Genomic DNA, 18,290 nt, shown 5'->3' on the forward strand with positions numbered 1-18,290 from the left:
GGGCGCCCCCGCCACTCGGCGGAAGCGCCCCGAAGGACGGAAGGCGTCGGTCAGCGGGCTGCCGTCACAGGGCCACGCCGAGGAGCGCGTCGACCGCGCGGGAGACGAGGCCGGGGGCGCCCTCGTCGGTGCCGCCGTCGGACGCCTGCGCGGCGGCCCAGCGGTCCACGGCCGCGAGGGCGGCCGGGGAGTCCAGGTCGTCGGCGAGCGCCGTACGGATCTCCTCCAGGAGCGCGTCGGCGGACGGGCCGTCGGGACGGGAGACCGCGGCACGCCAGCGCGCCAGCCGCTCCTCGGCCTCCGTCAGCACCGAGTCGGTCCACTCCCAGTTGGCGCGGTAGTGGTGCGCGAGCAGCGCCAGACGGATCGCCGCCGGGTCGGTCCCGTCGCGCCGCACCGTGGAGACGAAGACGAGATTGCCCTTGGACTTGGACATCTTCTCGCCGTTCAGGGCCACCATCCCGGCGTGCACATACGCCTTGGCGAACGGGTACTCGCCGGTGAGCGCCTGGGCGTGCGAGGCGCCCATCTCGTGGTGCGGGAAGGCGAGGTCGGAGCCGCCGCCCTGGACGTCGAAGCCCATGCCGAGGTGGTCCAGGGCGATGGCGACACACTCGATGTGCCAGCCGGGCCGGCCGCGGCCCAGCGAGGCGCCGTCCCAGCTCGGCTCGCCGTCACGGGCGGCCATCCACAGCATCGGGTCGAGCGGGTTCTTCTTGCCCTCGCGCTCCGGGTCGCCGCCGCGCTCGGCGGACAACAGCCGCATCGCCGCGGCGTCCAGGCCGGACACCTCGCCGAAGTGCGCGTCGGACTCGACGGAGAAGTAGGTGTCACCGTCCAACTCGTAGGCGGCGCCGGCCTCGCGCAGCCGCTCCACCAGCGGGACGATGCCGGGTATCGACTCGACGGCGCCTATGTAGTGGCGGGGCGGCAGCATCCGCAGGGCCGTCATGTCCTCGCGGAAGAGAGCGGTCTCCCGCTCGGCGAGCGCCGTCCAGTCGTCGCCGGTGGCCACGGCCCGCTCCAGCAGCGGATCGTCGACATCGGTGACGTTCTGCACGTAGTGAACCTGGCGCTTCGTGTCGAGCCACACGCGCTGAACGAGGTCGAACGCGTTGTAGGTCGCCGCGTGCCCCATGTGGGTGGCGTCGTACGGCGTGATGCCGCAGACGTAGATACGGGCGACGGGACCGGGGTCGAGGGTTACCCGTCCGCCGGTCGCGGTGTCGTGGATCCTCAGGTCGCGGCCCTGGCCAGGCAGGGCGGGGACCTCAGAAGCGGGCCATGCATGCATGACCTGAGCCTAACCGGACGGATGTTCCGCATACGAACCGGATCAGAGGTCTGGCCGGAAAGGCGGTCTTGTGCGCGGCGGCCGAACATGCAAGGGAAGTCCGGCGATGCCACCCGGCGCCCCGCCCGGAGGTCACACGGGCGGCCAGGGAATGGCGGGCCATTCGCCGCTCGGCTCCGGGTGCCGGCCGCTGCTCAGCAGTGCGGCCACCCGCGCCCGCAGCGCGTCGATCTCGTCATCCGTGATCAGTTCGGCCAGTCGGGCGGCGAGCGGCGTGGCGTCCGCCAGTTCCCGCTCCAGGCCGCGCAGGGCCTCCAGTGCCTCGTCGGTCAGCGGCTCCCCCGCCCACCCCCACAGGAGCGTGCGCAGCTTGTCCTCGGCGTTGAACGTCACGCCGTGATCGATCGCGAAGAACTGTCCGCCGGCGCCCGGCAGCAGATGGCCGCCCTTGCGGTCCCCGTTGTTGATCACGGCGTCGAGCACCGCGAGCCGCCGCAGCCGTGGATGGTCGGCATGCACCAACAGCGCCGTACGGCCCTCACCGATCTGCGCGAGGCCGACCGCCTTCCAGCCGGGCCCCGGCTCCTCGTCCTCCACCAGCGCCAGCAACTCGGGCACCTCGTCGCTGTTCTCCGGCGGATCGATCCACTCCTGGACCATGCCGGTGCCGTACGGGCCCTCGCGCAGCACCGTCGGGGGGATCAGATCCCAGCCGCAGGCGCGGGAGACCTCGTACGCGGCGACCTCGCGCTGGGCGAGCGTGCCGTCGGGGAAGTCCCACAGCGGGCGCTCGCCCGCGACCGGCTTGTAGACGCAGGCGGCGGTGTGGCCGTCGTGGGCGACCGTGCAGTAGAGCACGGCGTTGGACGCCTCCTGGATGCGGCCGCGTACGGTCAGCTCACCGTCGGCGAGCACGGCGTCCGGCAGGCCTGCGGCGGTCTCCGGTGCGGTCGGCGGCTCCTGCGCCTCGGCGGGACCGGGCAGCGGCGCGGCCGGCTCGACTGCGGGCTCCATGGCGCTCAGGCGTCCCGTCGGTATCCGTTCTGGCGCGGGCATACGTGTCCCTCCGGGTCGAGCGGCAGGCTGCACAGCGGGCACGGCGGGCGGCCGGCGTTCACGACTTCCAGCGCCCGCTTGGCGAACGCCCTGGCCATGGTTCCGGTGAGGCGCACCCGGAGCATCGGCGGGCCGTTCTCGTCGTCCTGGAGCAGCCGCTCCTCGGCGTCGGCGAGGTCCTCGTCGGTGTCCGCGTCCAGCTCGACCAGGGCCTGGGCCTCGACGATCATCCGCTCGTCCTCGCCGTCCCAGGCGAGCGCCATCGTGCCGACCCGGAACTCTTCCTCGACGGGCGATTCCAGCGGGGCGGTGTCGGTCAGCTCGGTGGGCGAGACGGCGGGCACCGGGGCGTTGCCGCCGCTGCGCCGCACGACCTCGTCCAGCAGCTCGTCGATCCGCTCGGCGAGGGCTGCGACCTGGGTCTTCTCCAGGGCGACGCTGGTGGTGCGGCCGGAGGCGGTGGCCTGGAGGTAGAAGCTACGGCGGCCAGGCAGCCCGACCGTACCGGCCACGAAGCGGTCCGGCGCGTCGTAGAAGAACACCTGACGGGACAACGTCCTGCTCCGATTGCTCGACTGCGGGGTCACTGCGGTCGCTGCACGTCCTGCGGTCACTGCGCGGATCGCAGGTGCGTGGCGGGCAGCGCCGTCGCACCACCCTACTGCGCCGACTGATCACGCTGCTCCCGCACCACCGCCGACTGCCGCGTCCCGCTCGGCCGCCGGGCTGCCGCCGTCCTCCCGGGGCGCGAGCGATCCGAAATCACCGGTGTCCCCGAGCCGTACGAGGTAGGGACGCAGCCGGGTGTAGCGGATCGCGGTGACCGAGCAGGGCTCGACGGAGATCCGCTGGAAGAGGTCGAGGTGCATGCCCAGCGCGTCGGCGACCAGGGATTTGATGATGTCGCCGTGCGAGCACATGACGTAGGCCGCCTCGGGGCCGTGCGCCTCCTCGATACGGGCGTTCCAGTCTCGCACCGCGTCCACCGCGCGGGCCTGCATCGCGCGCATCGACTCGCCGCCGGGGAAGGCGGCAGCGGACGGGTGCTGCTGGACGACCTCCATCAGCGGCTCGTCGCCCAGTTCGGCGAGTTTGCGGCCCGACCAGTCGCCGTAGTCGCATTCGCTGATCCGGTCCTCGATGTGCAGCGAGAGCCACGGCCGGGCGTCCAGCAGCGGCGCCACGGTCTCCCGGCAGCGCTGCAGCGGACTGGAGACGACGGCGGTCAGCGGCACCTGGGACAGCCGTGCGGGCAGCGCGGCGGACTGGGCGGCGCCACGCTCGTCGAGCGCGACGCCGGGGGCCCGTCCGGCGAGCACTCCGGCGGTGTTGGCGGTGGAGCGGCCGTGCCGCAGCAGGATCAGCGTGGGCATGAGCGCCACCCTACGTTCCTTGCCGGTGTTCCTGGCAGGTGACGCTGCGACGAGCGAGAATGCCAAGTGTGATCGTGGACAGCGCCATCTACCGGGACGGCCGCCGCGCCGAGTGTGCGACCGACTTCTCCCGTGCGCTGGAGGAGGCGCGGGCCAAGGGGGACGCCTTCCTGTGGCTGGGGATGCACGAGCCGACGGAGGAGGAGTTCGTCCTCGTCAGCAGCGAATTCGGGCTGCACCCGCTGGCCGTCGAGGACGCGCTCAAGGCACACCAGCGGCCCAAGCTGGAGGTCTATGACGACTCGCTGTTCATGGTGCTGAAGCCGATCACCTACGACGACCAGGCCGACACGGTGACCGCGTCGGAGCTGATGGTCTTCGTGGGCGAGGCGTTCGTCGTCACCGTCCGGCACGGGGAGGCCAGCCCGCTGGCGACGGTGCGGCGCCGGCTGGAGGAGCACCCGGAGATCCTGCGGCACGGTCCGGGGGCGGTGCTGTACGCGGTCAGTGACGCGGTGGTGGACCACTACATCGAGGTGTCCGCCGAACTCCAGCTGGATCTGGAGGAGTTGGAGGCGGAGGTGTTCGCCCCGGTACGCGGCCGGGACACCAAGAACACCGCCGCCGAGATCTATGCGTTCAAGCGCGAGGTGCTCGAATTCCGCCGGGCGACCGGCCCGTTGGCGGAGCCGATGGCCCGCCTGCAGAGTCCCGGGGTGCCGTTCGTACACGACCACGCCCGGCCCTTCTTCCGAGATGTCGACGACCATCTCACCCGCGCCAACGAGTCGGTGGAGGGCCTGGACCGGCTGCTCTCGGACATCCTCTCCGCCCATCTGGCGCAGATGGGCGTACGGCAGAACGACGACATGCGCAAGATCTCGGCCTGGGCGGCGCTGGCGGCCGTGCCGACCCTGATCGCCGGTATCTACGGCATGAACTTCGACTACATGCCGGAGCTGAAGTGGCATCTGGGCTATCCGACGATTCTGCTGGTGATGGTCATCATCGAGGTGTCGCTGTACCGGCTGTTCAAGCGCCGCGGCTGGCTGTGACGCCGCGGGGCCGGACGGGCGGAGGCGCCGGACCGCTGGACGGCCGGACGACTCAGGCGAACTCCGGCGCCGAGGCGGCCGGGCCGCCCAGCGGATCCCGGCGCTCGGGCATCCGGAGGCTGACCATCCGCCGCCAGCCGCCCAGCCGCTCATACCCGTACATCGCCCGGATCCCGGCGGTGAGCGCGGCGGATTTCGCCGTCGGCCACTGCAGAATGCGGCCCATGTGGTCCATCACGGCCAGGCTGACGTCCCGGTAGACGACGATCTCGGCGTGCGCGCAGTCGAGCAGGATCCGCTGGATGGCCCGGCCGTGGCCGAGGCGGGCCAGCCGCAGCAGCTCCTCGTGGCAGTACGCGAGGTGGTTGTCCTCGTCGTGGGAGATCACCTTGATCGCGTTGCCCACCTCGGGGTGGTGGCCGAAGTGCTTGTTGAGCATCACCATCTGGTCGGCGGCGCGCTGTTCGGTGACCCGGCTGTGGGCGAGGTAGGTGATGATGTCGAGCTCGGTGAGCGGCTCGTCGCGGCGCAGCTTGTCGTGCGCCAGGCCGATGCCCTGCCGCTCCAGCAGCGCGGTGTAGTCGGTCTCCTCGGGGACGTCGGCCGGCGTCAGGCCGCGCTTGCGCAGCAGGGCGTGGAAGATCCGGCCGTGCTTGTCCTCGTCGGCGCCGTGCCGGGTGACCTTGGGGGCCAGCTCGCGCATGGAGGCGGGCATCAGGGCGGCGATCCTGCCGTTCTCCCAGCCGCCCTGGGCCTCACCGCTGGCCGCGATGGAGCAGAACAGGCGGTAGGAGTCGTCGTTGTCGACGATCTCCTGGAACAGGCTTCGGGCCGAGAACATCTGCGCCACCTCCGAACGGACACACCCGTAAAGGAAAAGTCAAATGGGGTGTGCCGTGCGCGGCAACCGCAGCGGTGGCCCGTACGGCCGTTCGGGCGATATCTGTCCTGGTGGAAGGCGTAACCCGCGCACTCGTCACCGCGTTGTGCTGCGTGACGGCCGTGGCGGGGAAGATCCCCCGAGCCCCCACCACGGCCGCGGGCCTCGCCGGCCCGGCGCCGCGGGCGCCGGGCCGGGTGCGGGGCCTTCGGGCAGGCTCCCCCGGAGGACGCCGCCGCCTCCGTGACCCAGGGTCTTTCGCCTGAATCCGGCCGGACCAGCGACCGGGGCACGCGAGCCCGGTCTGACCCGAACGAGAGGCCCTACGCCAGACCGGCGCGCTCCAGGGCCTCGGTACCGGCCCGCAGCGACGCCAGCCGGTCTTCCAGGGTGAAGCCCGCCGGGGCCAGCGTCAGGGTCGTGACTCCGGCCGCCGCGTAGGCCTGCATCCGCTCGGCGATCCGCTCCACGGAACCGAGCAGCGTGGTCTGGTCGATGAGCCGCTCCGGGATCGCGGCGGCGGCACCTTCCTTGTCGCCGGACAGGTACTTGCCCTGGATCTCGGCGGCTTCCTTCCCGTAGCCCATGCGCTGTGCGAGCTGGTTGTAGAAGTTCTGCTTCGGGCTGCCCATACCGCCGACGTACAGGGCGGTGTACGGACGGAACATGTCGGCCAGCGCGCTGATGTCCTTGTCCGCGCCGACGGCCAGCGGCAGCGTCGGACAGACGTCGAAGCCGTCCAGGGTCTTGCCCGCCTTCTCCCGGCCGGCCCGGAGGTGCGAGATCGCGGTCTCCTCCAGGTGGTCGGCCGAGGGGAAGATCAGCAGCGCGCCGTCGGCGATCTCACCGGTCTGCTGGAGGTTCTTGGGGCCGATCGCGGCGATGTAGAGCGGGATGTGTTCACGCTGCGGGTGCACGGTGAGCTTCAGCGGCTTGCCGGGGCCGTCGGGCAGCGGCAGCGTCCAGTGCTCGCCCTGGTAGGACAGCCGCTCGCGCGTCATGGCCTTGCGGACGATGTCCACGTACTCGCGGGTGCGCGCCAGCGGCTTGTCGAACTTGACGCCGTACCAGCCCTCGGAGACCTGCGGCCCCGAGACGCCCAGGCCGAGCCGGAAGCGGCCGCCGGAGAGCGAGTCCAGGGTCGCGGCCGTCATCGCGGTCATCGCGGGCGTACGCGCCGGGATCTGGAAGATCGCCGAACCGATGTCGATCTGCTCGGTCTGCGCCGCGACCCAGGAGAGCACGGTGGCGGCGTCGGAGCCATAGGCCTCCGCGGCCCAGCAGACGGAGTAGCCGAGGCGGTCGGCCTCCTGTGCCACCGCGAGATTGTCGGAGTCCATCCCGGCGCCCCAGTAGCCGAGGTTGATGCCAAGCCTCATGCCGCTCCCCTTACCCATCAGTAACGTCGCTGTTGCGGGGACTGTAGCGCGCGCCCCCGCCGGTCGTCATCGGCAGGTTGTCCACAGGTCCCCTGTTCCCGGCTCATGGCCAGTAATCTCAAGGCCCATGGAGCAAAGGCACCTCGGCCGTACGGGTCTTCGCGTGTCCCGCCTCGGGCTCGGCACCCTGAACTGGGCCCGCGACACGGACGAGCAGGAAGCCGCCGACCAGCTCAAGGCGTTCTGGGAGGCCGGCGGCACCCTCGTGGACACCGCCGACATCTACGCCGACGGCGGTGCCGAGTACCTCCTGGGCCGACTGACGGAAGGGCTCGTTCCGCGCGAGGACCTGGTGATCGCGACCAAGGCCGGCAGCGTCCTGGAGGCGGACCGCCGCGTCGACGGCTCCCGGCGCCATCTCCTGGCCGCCCTGGACGCCTCCCTGGCGCGGCTGGGCACCGACTACATCGACCTGTGGCAGCTGCACGCCTTCGATCCGCACACGCCGCTGGAGGAGACCCTGCACGCCCTCGACCTCGCCGTCACCAGCGGCCGGGCGCGCTACGTGGGGCTGTCGAACTTCTCCGGCTGGCAGCTCGCCAAGGCCGGCACCTGGCAGCTCGCGGCGCCCGGGGTGCGCAACCGGCTGGCGAGCGCACAGATGGAGTACTCCCTGCTCCAGCGCGGCGTCGAGCGGGAGGTGCTGCCCGCGGCGGCCGATCTCGGTATCGGTCTGCTGCCGTCGTCGCCGCTCGGCCGCGGCGTGCTGACCGCCAAATACCGCCATGCCACTCCGGCCGACTCGCGGGGCGCCTCGGAGCATCTGGCGGCGTTCGTCGCGCCCTATCTCGACGAGACGGCGGGCCGGGTCGTCGAAGCGGTCAGCACCGCCGCCGACGGACTGGCCGTCACCCCGCTCCAGGTCGCGCTCTCCTGGGTCCGCGACCGCCCCGGAGTCACCGCACCGATCCTGGGCGCCCGCACAGCGCAGCAGCTCAGAGCCGCATTGTCAGTGGAGACCCTTAGTCTTCCTGACGAGATCCGCCGGGCGCTGGACGATGTATCGGCTCCGGTGCACCACTACCCCGATCACGACTGGAGCACGCTGTGAGTACCGACCGCCTCGCCGGCGAAACCCCGCCCGAGCAGGAGGCCGCGCCCGGGACTGCGGATGCCCAGACACCCGAGCACACCTCGGCACCGGGCGCGGACGCGCCGGCCCCGGAAGACTCCGCGAACCCGGACGAGGACGCAACGACCCCGGAGAACTCGGCGAACCCGGGCGACGACGCAACGACCCCGGAGAACTCCGCGACCCCGGGCGACGGCCCAACGACCCCGGAGAACTCGACGACCCCAGGCGACGGCCCAACGACCCCGGAGAACTCCGCGAACCCGGGCGAAGACCAAGCGACTCCGGACGGCCCCGTGACCCCGGGCGCGGACGCGGACGCGGCGGTGAGCGAGTCGGCGCCCGCGGCAGCCGGTGTCGAGGCCGGGACCCAGGACTCCAGTGCGGCGCAGCAGCCTTCGGTGTCCGCGTCGGCCAAGGCGACCGCGGACGCGCTGGCGGCGGCCGTGCGGGCCGTGGAGAGCGGCGAGCGCGCGGCCGCTTCGTTCTTCAATGACGCCCCGCGCCCCGCCAAGCCGGCCGCCCGTCCCCCCAAGGACGCCCGGGACAGCGGCGGCAGCACCCCGCAGGGCGGCCCCACTACGGGCCCGGTCCCGGAGATGGCCGGGCCGCGTGCCGCAGAGGCGACCGACGGCCCGGCCCGTCCTCCCGTCGCGGACGCCGGCGCCACGAACCCGGCCGGCGCAGCTGCCCCTGCCGGTCCGGCCCCCGCCGCCCGCCCCGCCGTGACCACGGCTCCCGGGATCGAGGGCGTACGGCAGGTCCTCGCGGCGGGCGGCGCTCCGGAGTCGCTGGCGGAGCCGGCCGCTGAGGCGCTCGGGGAGCGGGCGGCCGAGGCATTGAGCGAGGACCCCTGGCAGCTGCTCGGCGTGCCCGGGGTGCGCCCCGAACAGGCCGACGGCTTTGCCCGGGCACTACTCGGCCCCGCCTGCGGGCCGGGCGACGAGCGGCGCGCCCAGGCGCTGGTCGGCTGGCTGCTGGAGCAGGCCGCCGTGGCCGGGCACTCCGCCCTGGAGGCCGCCGCGCTGCGTGCGGCGCTCACCCAGCGCTCGGTGCCCGACCCCGATGAGGCCCTGCAGACCGCCATCGCGGATGGTGCCGTGCTGGTGTTCCAGGACGCGATCGAGGAGCCGGGCCGCGCCCGTCCCGCCGCGGGTGACGACGACGAGGAGGAGCAGCCGGTCCGGATCCTGCTCGGCCTGGACCGGTTCGCGATGGCCGAGGAGAGCGTCGCCGATGGTCTGGCGCGGCTGCTGAACACCTTCGAAGCGGTGGCGGAGCCGGAGCAGGACCCGGCGGCGGAGGCCGAGGGGCCCGGCGACGGAACGGCCGGTGCGCAGCCGACGGCCGCCGACGGCGGCCCGTCCGCGGAGAGCGCCGCCGACCCCGCTTCCCGGGCCGAAACCGCCGGCGCCCCCGCCGGCGTCGACGACACCCCGCACCGGCCCGTCCGCCCCTCCGCCGCCGCCTGGGAGGCCGCGGCGGCCGCCGCCCCGTCCCCGTCGGCCGCGGAGCTCATCCGCGCCGCCGCGCACAGCGGTCTGGTGGCACACACCGGCGCCGAGGCGGCCCGCGCCGAACCGGCCGCGCTGATCGCCGCGGCCCGCTCGCTGGGGCTGCGGGCGTTCGGCGCCACGCACACCGAGAACGGCCGCCGGCGCCTGGCCGCACACCTCACCGAGAGCGCGCCGGACGACGCTGCCGCCGGCCCCACGGGCCTCGACGCGGCCGCGGTGACCGTCTCCGGCCTGTTGTCCGGGCAGCAGGGACCGGGCCGGGACGCGCACGGGGCGCTCGCGCTCGATCTGCTGGTCGTGCTGGACGCCTCGCAGCTGGATCTGGAGACCGCCGCGCTGCTCGTCGAGTCGCTGACCGACGGGACCCGCCTGGTGCTCAGCGGCGACCCGGGCGTCCTGTGGTCCGCCGGTCCGGGCCGGCTGTTCGCCGATCTGCTCGCGGCCCGCTTCTGCCCCCAGGTCGCCTCGCGTACCCCGGACTTCGGCCCGATCGGCGAGCTGGTGTCGGGCATCGGCATCGGTGAGCTGAGCCAGGTCGAGGCGCCCGGCAAGGAAGTGGTGATCGTCCCGGTGCGGGATGCCGGCGAGGCGGTGCACCGCACCGTCCAGCTGGTCGCCGACTCCGTGCCCCGGGCGCTGGGTGTTCCCGCGGACCGGACGCAGGTCATCACGGTCGGCCACGGCGGCGCGGCCGGCACCCGCGCGCTCAACGCCGCCCTCAAGGAGCGGCTCAACCCCGGCCCCGGCCGGTTCGGTGGTTTCGACCCCGGCGACCGCGTGGCCTACGCCCCGGCACCCGGCCGCACGGTCCCCGGCACGGTCACCGGCGCGGACGCGGCAGGGCTGCATCTCGACTGCGACGGCTCCGCGACCGTGGTGCCGCGCGAGCAGGTCGGCGCGGGAGCCGTACGCCACGGCTGGGCGCTCACCGCGCATCAGGCGGCCGGGATGCGCTGGCCCGCCACGGTGGTCGTACTTCCCGGGGACGCCGCCGGCGGTCTGACCCGCGCCTGGGTCTACACGGCCTTCAGCCGCGGCGAGCAGCATCTGTCGGTCGTCCAGGGCGTCGACCAGGCGCTGCCCCGTGCGGTCGCCGAGGTGCCCGTCAAGGAGCGCACCACCCGGCTGCGGACCCTGCTGCAGCAGAGCGTGCAGAGCGCCGAGGAGCCCTCGACGGCCGGCTGAGCCCGTCCCGCCCGCTCCCCCGCTCGCAACACCGAAAGGCCGCCGCCCCGGCCGTCGGCAGGTTTCTGCCGGCGGGCCGGGACAGCGGCGTATGCGGTCAGGGTGCGGCGACGGCAGGGCAGGAGCGCACCCCGGGGAGCCCTCACCGCTCGTGGTCGAGCGGCTCCAGCAGGTCGTCGTCGCCGAGCTCCTCGTCGAAGACCGCGCTGACGTCGAAGCGGCACACCACCCGTTGCGGGTCTGCCTGGTCGAACGGCGCGGACAACCACTCCCCCGGCTCGGCCGGGTCGTCGGCGGCCGCCACCCAGAGGGTGGAGTCGCCCTCCTCCAGGCCGAACTCCTTGTGCCGGGAGGCGATCTCGTCCGGTTCGAACTCCCCGAAGAGCACACCGAGCGCGGCATGCACGCTGGTGCCGACGACCGCGGCGGCATCGGCCCCGGCGCCCGCCGCCTCGTCGGCGGCGTCCGGATCAAGATCGGCGATGCGCTGGGCCTGGTGCAGCAGCCGCTGCGGTTCGGCGACGGTGTAATCGCGCCGGATCAGCACGCTCAGCGCGCTCGGTTCCTCCGGGCCCGCGTAGGCGGGCAGCGCATCGTTCCCGGGGATCTCGAAGGGGGTGACCTCGTCGTAGGTGTCGTAGAGCAACTCGTCATAGACCTCAGCCGCCGCGGCGAGCTCGTCGAACGCGGCGTAGACGGCCGGGTCATCCTGCCCCGAGCGGCGTTCGACCGCGTCGAGGTGACGGTCCAGCGCGGCTTTGACCGCCTCGGCGGCGGCACGTACCTCGGCAGCGGAAGGCTGCGCAGCATCAGACATAGTGCAGACGCTATCCGTACCGGGGCCGGTCCCGCACAATAGATGCGATGCCGGAATACGAATTCTGCGATGTGTACGTGCCCCGGGGAGTGTCCCGGAAGGCCGCCACACGCCTGCTGACCGACCATGCCGAGTACGGACACTGGGAGTTGGACCGACTGCGCCTGAACCCGGACGGCAGCCGCAAGGTGCGGCTGCGCCGCCGGATCATCCGCCAGCTCCGCGCCACCTGGTGAGCGCCACCAGCGCCTGAACACGGCAGAGCGGGCCCCGCTCGGCAGGGCCCGCTCCGTGGAGCGCCAGGGCGCTATCTGCTGCTGATCACCGGCGTGCGGCGCGCGCCTTGCGGTAGAGCAGGGCGCCCCCCAGCAGCATTCCGGCGCTGGCCGGAACCGCGTAGCCGATCGTTCCGGCACCCGTCTGCGCGAGATGCCCGGCAGGCTTGTGCGGCGTCACGGTCTGCGGATGCGACCCCGGGGTGTGCGGCTTGCTGGGCTTGCCCGGCTGCTGGGGCTTGCCCGGCTGCTGGGGCTTGCCCGGGTGGTGGCCGTCCCCCGGGTGGTGCGGCTTCTCCGGCTTGCCCGGGTGATGCGGCTTGCCGGGGTGGTGGGGCTTGCCGGGGTGGTGGGGCTTGCCCGGGTGGTGGGGCTTCCCCGGGTGGTGCGGCCTGCCCGGGGTGTGCGAAGACCCGTTGGAGCAGTGGTTGCCGAAGGCCGGGTTCAGCAGCCCGCCCCCCGAGACATTGTTGCCGCAGGCATTCACCGGTACGTCGACCGGAGCCTGGACATTGTTGCCCGACACGACCCCCGGCGAGTTCGAGGTGCTGCCGGCGGCGCCGGCGCCCGTGTGCCCGCCCTGGTTGTGGTGACCGGCGTGCTGCCCGCCGCCGCCGACGTTGGCGCAGCGGTTGCCGAACGCGGGGTTCAGCAGCCCGACGGCATTGACGGTGTTACCGCAGGCGTTCACCGGAACGTGAACCGGTACCTGAACATTGTTGCCGGATCCCACGCCGGGCGAGTTCGCCGCGCCTCCGGCGGCTCCCGCGTCGGCGTGTGCATAGCCGGCGGCCAGGGCGAGTACGCCACTGGCGGCCGCCATGGTGATCAGGCCCTTTCGTGCGACCTGTCTCATAGGTTGTTCCCCTGCCTAGTGCCTTACAGGAATACGAGCAAGTGGCGTTGCTTGAAAAGATCCACCCGCCCGCCGAATACCCAGCGGCTCCGGAATGCGTGGCGCGCGTTCCGGAGCCGAGCTGAGCCAGACCCTTACGGATGCAAATACAACGCCAAAGGAAGCCGGAAGGTCACTTGTTGACGCAGCCCACACCGAACGCGGGGTTCAGCAGCCCGATCACGGAGACCGTGTTGCCACAGGCGTTCACCGGAACGTGGACCGGCACCTGGATGGTGTTACCGGAAACCACACCAGCGGAGTTCAGGGCCGCGCCCTGGGCACCCGAGTCGGCAACGGCCAGGCCCGCACCGGCGAGCACGACACCACCGGCAACTGCCGCAGCGGCGACGATCTTCTTGATCATTATTCCTCCTTGTAGGCAATACGATCCCAGCCGCGGACCGCACTCACTGCAACGAAGAAAATGCTGTTGAAGCTACGAACACATCGGCCCGTTCACTCTTTTCAGCGAAGGCAGCGCGAAAGGCAGGAAATCCGCGCCGAATTCAGCTCTGGTCGATGAACCGGTCGAGCACCCGCACCCCGAACTTCAGTCCGTCCACCGGCACCCGCTCGTCCACACCATGGAACATCCCTGCGAAGTCCAGCTCCGGCGGCAACTTCAGCGGGGCGAACCCGAAGCCGCGGATCCCGAGGTCGTCGAAGGACTTGGCGTCCGTGCCCGCGGAGAGCATGTACGGCACGGCGCGTGCGATCGGGTCCTCGGCCTGGAGCGCCGACTGCATCGCGTCGACCAGCGCACCGTCGAAGGTGGTCTCCAGTGCCTTGTCCGCGTGGACGTCCTCGCGCTTGACGCGGGGGCCCAGGATCCGGTCCAGGTCGGCCAGGAACTCCTCCTCGTGGCCCGGCAGGAAGCGGCCGTCGACATGCGCGGTGGCCTGTCCCGGGATGACGTTGACCTTGTAGCCGGCGCCCAGCTGCGTGGGGTTGGCGGTGTTCTTGAGCGAGGCGCCGATCAGCTTGGCGATACCGCCGAGCTTGGCCAGCGTGGCGTCCATGTCCTCCGGGTCGAGCTCGGTACCCAGCGCGTCCCCGAGCTGGTCGAGGAAGGACCGCAGCGTCTTGGTCACCCGCACCGGGAACTCGTGCCGGCCCAACCGCCCGACCGCCTCGGACAGTTCGGTGATGGCGTTGTCCTTGTGGATCATCGAACCGTGTCCGGCGTTGCCGTCCACGGTCAGCTTCATCCAGTGCATGCCCTTCTGGGCCGTCTCGATGAGGTAGAGCCGCACCTGCTCGTTGACGGTGAAGGAGAAGCCGCCGACCTCGCTGATCGCCTCCGTGACGCCCTCGAAGAGGTGCGGGTGGTGGTCGACGAGGTAGCGCGCGCCGTAGGTGCCGCCGGCCTCCTCGTCCGCGAGGAACGCCAGCACGATGTCGCGCGGCGGCTTGCGGCCGCTGCGCAGCCGGTCACGGACGACGGCCAGCGTCATCGCGTCCATGTCCTTCATGTCGACCGCGCCCCGGCCCCAGACGCAGCCGTCGGCGATCTCGCCGGAGAAGGGGTGGTGGGTCCAGTCGTCGGCGTTGGCCGGCACGACGTCGGTGTGCCCGTGGATCAGCAGCCCGGGCCGGGAGCGGTCCTCGCCCTCGATTCGGGCGACGGTCGAGGCACGGCCCTTGTGGGACTCGAAGATCTGCGGCTCGAGTCCGACCTCGGCGAGCTTCTCCGCGACGTACTCGGCGGCGGCCCGCTCTCCCGGGCCGGAGTGATCGCCGTAGTTGCTGGTGTCCATCCTGATCAGATCCCGGCACAGGTCGACGACCTCGTCCTCGCCGGTGACCGTACCCGGCTGCTGCGACTCGCTCATGCCGAAACCTCGCTTCGCCCGGCCCCGCATTCGCAGGGCACCCACCTCTCCATGGTTCGCTCGCGGAGCTGACTCACAGTGCCTCCTCTGGCTTCACGGCCGCATCGCGCACCCTGAGGAGCACGGCCCGCGGCGGGGTCCATCGCCATCCTCCACCCGGCACCCGCTGTGCCCAAGGCCGCAATACTCCCGACACGCCCTGGTCACAGCCCCGCATCCGGCCGCATGTGCGGGTGATCGACCACCCGCGAAGGTTTGCTATTGTTTTCCACGTCGGAACGGCCCAGGCCGCACCGGCAGACACCTTGTCCGGGTGGCGGAATGGCAGACGCGCTAGCTTGAGGTGCTAGTGCCCTTTATCGGGCGTGGGGGTTCAAGTCCCCCCTCGGACACCATCACGAGGCAAAAGGTGCCGGCTGAGCTTCAGCCGGCACCTTTTGCGTTTCCTGTCGCGGGCGGTGTGCGGCACCCGGGGCGCAGGACATCAGCTGTGCCGGCGGCCACTCCCTGCCCTCCGGTGCGGCGGGCCGGGGTGCCGCGGCCCGGCCCGCGCATTGCGCGGCGCGGCCGAGCTGGGGTTTTCTTGCCGGGTGAGACGCAGATCCCCCCTTCCTCCCGCACCGCTGCCCCAGCGTGACGGGATCGATCCCGTACGGGTGCGGCTGCCCGCCGATCCGGACGGGGCCTGGGGCACGGTCCGGGATCATCTGGTGGACCGGTTCCAGGGGGCGATCGGGGCGCAGCGGGTGGACGCGATGCTGGGTGCCGGGCGGTTCGTCGGGACGGGCGGGGCGCTGAGCGGGGGTGAGCCGTACGAGCCGGGGCGGTATGTCTGGTTCCACCGGGACTTCGCGCCGGAGGTGCCGGTGCCGTTCGAGGTGGGGATCGTCCATCGTGACGAGCGGATCGTGATCGCCGACAAACCGCACTTCCTCGCCACGACTCCGCGCGGGCGGCACATCACCGAGACCGCGCTGGCCCGGCTGCGGCGCGACCTGTCGCTGCCCGCGCTCCAGCCCGCGCACCGGCTCGACCGGCTGACGGCGGGGCTGGCGCTGTTCGTCGTACGGCCCGAGGACCGGGGCGCGTACCAGAGTCTGTTCAGTGGCCGGCAGGTGCGCAAGGAGTACGAAGCGGTGGCGCCGTACGACGGGAAGGTGGCGCTGCCGGTGACCGTGCGCAGCCGGATCGTGAAGGAGCGCGGAGTGATGGCCGCGGCCGAGGAGACCGGGGCGCCGAACGCGGAGAGCCGGATCGAACTGGTCGAACGGCGGGGCGGGCTCGGGCGGTACCGGCTGCTGCCCGCCACCGGCCGCACCCACCAGCTGCGGGTTCATATGAACGGCCTCGGGCTGCCGATCCTCAACGATCCGGTCTATCCGGTCGTCGGGGACCCGGCCCCCGACGACTTCACCGCGCCGCTTCAACTGCTGGCGAAGGTACTGGAGTTCACCGATCCGGTGAACGGGCGGACGCGGCGGTTCGAGAGCGGGCTGCGGCTGGCGGGGTGGGCCCCGGGCCCGATGGCGTGATCGTGGGCCCCGGGGGGTGTCTTTCGGACCCGGCCCCGCGAGCCCGCCCTGATCCGAAAGACGCCCCCAGGGTGCGGGGCGCCACTTATGCTGGCCGCTCGGACGGGTTCACGGACGGCGGCGGGGGCGGCGGTGCGCGTACGGATCGGGGTCGAGCAGGACACGGAGACCGGTGAGGCGGCACAGTCGCTGTACACGTGGCTGAGCGGTGATCCCGAGGTGCTCGCGGGAGCCGGGCTGTCGCCGGTGCGGCGGGCCGGGGAGCCCGGGCCCATGGGGCCGGTCCTGGAGGCCGTCGAGGCGGTGTTCGACAGCGGTGTGCAGCTGGCCTCGCTGGTGGTGGCGGTGGCGAGCTGGCGCAGCACGCGGCCGCGCGCCGGGCGCGTCCACATCGAACGCGCGGGGGCCAGGGTGACGGTCGACGGCGGGGATCCCGAGGCCGTCGCGCGGGTGCTGCGGGCGCTCGGCGAGGGCGGCGACCCGGAGGTGGGGCGCGGCGAGGGCGACGCGGCGCCGGCGGACCGGCCCGGCCGGCAGGACTAGTGCGTTGGCGGGAGCGCTGTCCGACCCGTCCCGTTCACGCGCCGTCCTGATCGGTACGGATGCGTATACGGAGCTGGACGACATCCCCGCGGTGGCGAACAACATCGGCCGGCTGCGGGAGTTGCTGGGCGATCCGGCGGTCTGGGGGCTGGCGGACGAGCGGTGCAGCGTACTGCGGCAGCCGTCCCGGCAGACGGTCCTGGACACGGTGTTCGACGCCGCCGCCGAGGCGACCGACACCATGGTGCTCTATTACGCGGGCCATGGCCTGGTCCACCCGCAGTCAGGGGAGCTCCACCTCGCGCTGCCCGGGTCGCACCCGGACCGGCCGCACACGGCGCTGCGTTACGAGGAGCTGCGCTCGATCCTGCTGTCCCCGGCGGGCGGGCGTCCCTCGGCCCGGCGCAAGGTGGTCATTCTGGACTGCTGCTGGAGCGGTCTGGCGCTGGGCGGCCTCATGCACGGCGGGGATCTCGTGCCCGGGGTCGCCGTCGAGGGGGCCTTCGTACTGACCGCCACCGCGGCGACGCGTCAGGCGCTGGCCCCGCCGGGAGAGACCTATACCGCGTTCACCGGTGAGCTGATCCGTCTGCTGGACGCCGGGGTGCCGGGGCGGCCTGCGCTGCTGAGCATGTCGGCGCTCTTCGAGGAGCTGGCCGCGGCGCTCCTCGCGAAGTCCCGGCCGCAGCCCCAGCAGAGCAACCGCAACTCCGCCGGGCAGATCTGTCTGTTCCGTAACCGTGCCGGGGCGGCGGGGGCGGACACTCCGCACGCCGGGGGCGGTCCGCCGGAGGCCGCGGTGCCGCGGGCGGCTGAGCGTCGTGCCGGGGCCCCGGCACGCCGTACGGCGCCGTCGCCCCCGGTGGCAGTGCCGGACGAGGAAGCGCCTTCGTGGCCGGAGCTGGCAACGGTGGCGCTGACGGAGACCACGACGGTGCGGCTGGGCCGGTATCCGGTGACGCACGCCCAGTTCCGTGCGTTCCTCCGCGATCCGGACAACGCGCACTGGCGCCCGGAGGCCGCGCGGGCGGCGGGAACGTACGTGGACGACAACTATCTGCGCGGCTGGGACGGGCTGGACTTTCCGGTGGGGCGCGGCGGCCATCCCGTGGTGGCGGTGAGCTTTCCCGCCGCCCGCGCCTATGCGGCCTGGGCGGGCCGCCGGCTGGGGGTCGCGCTGCGGCTGCCGACCGTGGCGGAGTGGGCGCTGGCGGCACGGGCCGGGCGGACCGGGGAGTGGTGGCGCGAGGACATCGCCGCGGGCCGGGTCAACTTCCGTGGCAGTCATGCCGCGTTGGCCCCGGTCGGGGAATTCCCACCGAACCCGTACAACATCGGCGATCTGCTCGGTAACGTCTGGGACATCTGCGTGGACGACACGGGTGCACCGGTGCTGCGCGGCGGGGCGTATGACACTCCCGCGGCGCGGCTGCGGGAGGAACTGTCGCCACGGTCACCGGCCGAGTGCCGCGGGAACGTCGGATTCCGGTGTGCCGGCGACAGGTGACGACGAGAGGAGATC

At 72.5% G+C, this 18,290-nt stretch carries 17 protein-coding genes and 1 tRNA gene; 8 read left to right on the top strand and 10 right to left on the bottom strand.

Annotated features, from left to right (window positions below; genetic code table 11):
- Window positions 1-64: 64 nt before the first annotated feature.
- The 4 genes from mshC to K7C20_RS07215 form a co-directional block, all read right to left on the bottom strand.
- Window positions 65-1,294, bottom strand: coding sequence for a cysteine--1-D-myo-inosityl 2-amino-2-deoxy-alpha-D-glucopyranoside ligase (mshC, locus tag K7C20_RS07200; RefSeq protein ID WP_053208329.1), 1,230 nt, complete (start codon window positions 1,292-1,294; stop codon window positions 65-67).
- A 132-nt stretch (window positions 1,295-1,426) separates the two neighbouring features.
- Window positions 1,427-2,308, bottom strand: coding sequence for an SCO1664 family protein (locus tag K7C20_RS07205; RefSeq protein WP_030074437.1), 882 nt, complete (start codon window positions 2,306-2,308; stop codon window positions 1,427-1,429).
- A 5-nt stretch (window positions 2,309-2,313) separates the two neighbouring features.
- Complete coding sequence (locus tag K7C20_RS07210) at window positions 2,314-2,904, bottom strand: DUF3090 domain-containing protein (protein WP_078952757.1); 591 nt, start codon at window positions 2,902-2,904, stop codon at window positions 2,314-2,316.
- Between the two features lie 120 nt (window positions 2,905-3,024).
- Complete coding sequence (locus K7C20_RS07215) at window positions 3,025-3,723, bottom strand: histidine phosphatase family protein (RefSeq protein ID WP_030086735.1); 699 nt, start codon at window positions 3,721-3,723, stop codon at window positions 3,025-3,027.
- A gap of 59 nt (window positions 3,724-3,782) precedes the next feature.
- Here K7C20_RS07215 and corA point away from each other — a divergent pair, with 59 nt between their 5' ends.
- Window positions 3,783-4,778 (top strand): magnesium/cobalt transporter CorA, encoded by a 996-nt coding sequence (corA, locus tag K7C20_RS07220; RefSeq protein WP_030086737.1) that lies wholly within the window; start codon window positions 3,783-3,785, stop codon window positions 4,776-4,778.
- A 52-nt stretch (window positions 4,779-4,830) separates the two neighbouring features.
- Here corA and K7C20_RS07225 read toward each other — a convergent pair whose 3' ends face one another.
- Both K7C20_RS07225 and K7C20_RS07230 read right to left on the bottom strand, forming a co-directional pair.
- A complete protein-coding gene (locus K7C20_RS07225) occupies window positions 4,831-5,619 on the bottom strand; it encodes a hypothetical protein (RefSeq protein WP_030086739.1) in 789 nt (262 codons plus the stop codon).
- A 362-nt stretch (window positions 5,620-5,981) separates the two neighbouring features.
- Window positions 5,982-7,037: an LLM class F420-dependent oxidoreductase gene (locus K7C20_RS07230; protein WP_053208331.1), complete on the bottom strand. Its 1,056-nt coding sequence runs from the start codon at window positions 7,035-7,037 to the stop codon at window positions 5,982-5,984.
- Between the two features lie 127 nt (window positions 7,038-7,164).
- On the opposite strand from K7C20_RS07230, the gene K7C20_RS07235 reads away from it, so the two are divergent.
- Together K7C20_RS07235 and K7C20_RS07240 are read left to right on the top strand one after the other, a co-directional pair.
- Window positions 7,165-8,148: an aldo/keto reductase gene (locus K7C20_RS07235; protein ID WP_030086743.1), complete on the top strand. Its 984-nt coding sequence runs from the start codon at window positions 7,165-7,167 to the stop codon at window positions 8,146-8,148.
- The gene (locus K7C20_RS07240; RefSeq protein ID WP_053208332.1) at window positions 8,145-10,871 is read left to right on the top strand and encodes a helix-hairpin-helix domain-containing protein; all 2,727 of its coding nucleotides are present in this window, start codon (window positions 8,145-8,147) and stop codon (window positions 10,869-10,871) included. The genes K7C20_RS07235 and K7C20_RS07240 overlap by 4 nt, the downstream gene beginning before the upstream one ends.
- A gap of 142 nt (window positions 10,872-11,013) precedes the next feature.
- On the opposite strand, the gene K7C20_RS07245 is transcribed toward K7C20_RS07240, so the two are convergent.
- Complete coding sequence (locus tag K7C20_RS07245) at window positions 11,014-11,688, bottom strand: hypothetical protein (RefSeq protein ID WP_030086754.1); 675 nt, start codon at window positions 11,686-11,688, stop codon at window positions 11,014-11,016.
- Window positions 11,689-11,735: 47 nt separating this feature from the next.
- Between K7C20_RS07245 and K7C20_RS07250 the strand changes: the two genes are divergently transcribed.
- Complete coding sequence (locus K7C20_RS07250; protein ID WP_006607658.1) at window positions 11,736-11,924, top strand: DUF5703 family protein; 189 nt, start codon at window positions 11,736-11,738, stop codon at window positions 11,922-11,924.
- 85 nt (window positions 11,925-12,009) lie between these two features.
- Here the strand turns inward: K7C20_RS07250 and K7C20_RS07255 are convergent, their stop codons facing one another.
- The 3 genes from K7C20_RS07255 to K7C20_RS07265 all read right to left on the bottom strand — a co-directional run bounded on the left by K7C20_RS07255 (window position 12,010) and on the right by K7C20_RS07265 (window position 14,693).
- On the bottom strand, window positions 12,010-12,819 hold the full coding sequence (locus K7C20_RS07255) for a chaplin (RefSeq protein WP_030086755.1): 810 nt from the start codon (window positions 12,817-12,819) through the stop codon (window positions 12,010-12,012).
- A gap of 172 nt (window positions 12,820-12,991) precedes the next feature.
- Complete coding sequence (locus tag K7C20_RS07260) at window positions 12,992-13,225, bottom strand: chaplin (RefSeq protein WP_030086756.1); 234 nt, start codon at window positions 13,223-13,225, stop codon at window positions 12,992-12,994.
- 142 nt (window positions 13,226-13,367) lie between these two features.
- Window positions 13,368-14,693, bottom strand: a complete 1,326-nt coding sequence (locus K7C20_RS07265) for a M20/M25/M40 family metallo-hydrolase (protein ID WP_053208333.1) — start codon at window positions 14,691-14,693, stop codon at window positions 13,368-13,370.
- A gap of 307 nt (window positions 14,694-15,000) precedes the next feature.
- On the opposite strand from K7C20_RS07265, the gene K7C20_RS07270 reads away from it, so the two are divergent.
- The 4 genes from K7C20_RS07270 to K7C20_RS07285 all read left to right on the top strand — a co-directional run bounded on the left by K7C20_RS07270 (window position 15,001) and on the right by K7C20_RS07285 (window position 18,275).
- Window positions 15,001-15,088, top strand: a tRNA-Leu gene (locus K7C20_RS07270).
- A 195-nt stretch (window positions 15,089-15,283) separates the two neighbouring features.
- Window positions 15,284-16,225, top strand: coding sequence for a pseudouridine synthase (locus K7C20_RS07275; protein ID WP_053208334.1), 942 nt, complete (start codon window positions 15,284-15,286; stop codon window positions 16,223-16,225).
- A 132-nt stretch (window positions 16,226-16,357) separates the two neighbouring features.
- Window positions 16,358-16,768: an effector-associated constant component EACC1 gene (locus tag K7C20_RS07280; RefSeq protein WP_048830083.1), complete on the top strand. Its 411-nt coding sequence runs from the start codon at window positions 16,358-16,360 to the stop codon at window positions 16,766-16,768.
- A gap of 4 nt (window positions 16,769-16,772) precedes the next feature.
- Window positions 16,773-18,275: a caspase, EACC1-associated type gene (locus K7C20_RS07285; protein WP_053208335.1), complete on the top strand. Its 1,503-nt coding sequence runs from the start codon at window positions 16,773-16,775 to the stop codon at window positions 18,273-18,275.
- The last annotated feature ends 15 nt before the right edge of the window (window positions 18,276-18,290 follow it).

It is taken from the genome of Streptomyces decoyicus, from assembly GCF_019880305.1.
GTDB classification, from domain to species: domain Bacteria; phylum Actinomycetota; class Actinomycetes; order Streptomycetales; family Streptomycetaceae; genus Streptomyces; species Streptomyces decoyicus.